This is a genomic window from Riemerella columbina DSM 16469 (assembly GCF_000374405.1).
GTDB classification, from domain to species: domain Bacteria; phylum Bacteroidota; class Bacteroidia; order Flavobacteriales; family Weeksellaceae; genus Riemerella; species Riemerella columbina.
In genome coordinates this window covers 1-2,123 of record NZ_KB894272.1, presented here as the reverse complement: position 1 = coordinate 2,123, position 2,123 = coordinate 1, and the positions used below count along the sequence as shown (strand labels likewise).

Genomic DNA, 2,123 nt, shown 5'->3' with positions numbered 1-2,123 from the left:
TTAAACCAATTTATGCTTATATTTGACCAAAGACTAAGACTCTAAAAACCTAAGCATCTCTTTTTAACTTACACACTTTAAGGGATAGTGTCTGAATTATAATGAGGATTCATATACAATTGTTAAAATACATCTCATCAATAGCAGCGTTTATCAATTCTTTGAGAGTTGTTTTTCTTTCTGCAGCCATTTTTTTTAGTTCAATTAGTTTATGTTCTTCAATGTAGATGAATGTTCCCTTGGTCACGGGTTTTACTACCCCATTTTTTTCATTTTGCATAGGTGTTTGAGTACTGTTTTTAGCTTTATTAATTAACTCAAACATATTTTCTGTTGTCTTTTTTTTCATTGCTATAATTATAGTTTTATATTTATATAGTAATATATTTTTATAGTTTACTTATTGATTGCTTAAAATAGTCAAAACCTCCATCAATAGGTTGTTTATTTGAGTTTGAGCCTTTGTATCATCCGTACCATTTATAGCCAGAGAGCGAGTAAAAGCCACTAAATCGGAAATATAAGTATCCGCTATTTTGACAGGAACATCTTGAAGGCTTCCTTTCATTTCATCAGTTAATTTTGTATTTGGTTTTATCATATTGAGGACGATAAGAGCCTTATTACTTTTTCCGGAGTTTTCTATAATTTCAATTGTCTTGGAGATCGCCATAAAATCAGCCAATCCTACTTTCGTTGGAATAATTATAGCGTCCATAAATTTAAGCAGACCTGGAAGCTCATTTGTGAGATAAGGCGGTGTGTCTATAAATATAAAATCGTAATCAGAAGATTTGAGCGTTTCTAAATCCTTATTGCTGTAAATAGGAATTTCGGATAAATTTTTCAGACTTGCTAATGTTCCTTGTGGATCTAAATCACAAACAGCAACTTTTGCTTGTGAAGTAAGAGAACAGGCAAGATTAAATGTTAGAGTAGATTTTCCAACACCTCCTTTTTGGTGTGTTGATAGAATAAATTTTGGCATTGCTATAATACTATATTTATATTTTTATAGCAAAAATAATTAAATTTATTTAGAGAGACAAATATCTTTTATTTCTCTGATTTTCTTGGTAGTTTACCCATGTTCTGTAATACGCCTATGAGATAGGCAACACTATTATCTATTTTTATTTTTCCTTGTCTTACACTATTGTTAAGGTTTTTTATAATCTCATCCCATTGGGTCAGAGTAGTGTTCTCAATAATGATAGAGGCTTGACTTTCTGTAAGTCCATAAGCCATTATGTTAGATTTAAATTTTTGTTTTTCAATGGATAGGTCTATATTGATTGGGTTATTAAAATCAAATTCTAATTGTTTGAATTGTCTATTCTGAAAATGAAGGGTAACCCAATGATAGGAACGCCCACGCTTTTTTAGATCATAATCAAAATCTATATCCGTATTTTCATTGATTTGGTCTTTGGCTATGTCTAATACAAATTTTTTAAAATCGGATATTCTTTCATATTGCTCATTCCCTTTTTTATCTATTAGGCCAAGCATTTTCTTTAACTCTGTTATTTCAAATCTTTTACTTCCAACAGAACGCCATTGACAAGCGATACTATACAACCTTTTTGCATATTTTGAAGAGCAACCTAAAACAGATTTCAATTGCATTGCAGTAAAGTTATTCTTTAATTCAAAAAAATAAGGGAGCGCTATCTCCGATAACTTTACTTCAATTGATCGTTGTCCTTTTAAGTATTTGAAATATTGAAACAAAACAAATTGAATATAGCTTTTGCTATCTTCTATTTCAAACATTTTTGTAAGCATTGCTTCGGTAGACTTTGTTAATTGCTCTATGTTCCAATTTCTACCAGTAATAGCTTCAATATCTCCAGTATGGATTGTATACACTAATTTATCTTTTTCCAATGAAGCTAATACCATAAACAAAACATCTAACATACACGCTGAAAAATCATAGCGTCCAGAGGTAATAGAGTTATGTTGCATAATAGTTTTATCCTCTGTATTGATATCTATTAGTTCCATAAATATTATTTTATTTTTTGCAAATATACTAAAAACGAGATAAATACACGATATTCGTTTTTACATATCGTAATAACATTATAAAAACTCGTTTTTTCATTATAAAAACTCGT

Annotated in this window: 3 protein-coding genes; all 3 read right to left on the bottom strand. The window is 29.7% G+C overall.

Going from position 1 to position 2,123, the window contains the following annotated elements:
* Window positions 1-109: 109 nt before the first annotated feature.
* Window positions 110-349 (bottom strand): hypothetical protein, encoded by a 240-nt coding sequence (locus tag C237_RS0110375; RefSeq protein ID WP_018676420.1) that lies wholly within the window; start codon window positions 347-349, stop codon window positions 110-112.
* 51 nt (window positions 350-400) lie between these two features.
* The gene (locus C237_RS0110370) at window positions 401-988 is read right to left on the bottom strand and encodes a ParA family protein (RefSeq protein WP_018676419.1); all 588 of its coding nucleotides are present in this window, start codon (window positions 986-988) and stop codon (window positions 401-403) included.
* A 68-nt stretch (window positions 989-1,056) separates the two neighbouring features.
* Entirely contained in the window at window positions 1,057-2,010 is a 954-nt protein-coding gene (locus tag C237_RS0110365) for a replication initiation protein (protein ID WP_018676418.1), read from the bottom strand.
* Window positions 2,011-2,123 lie beyond the last annotated feature (113 nt).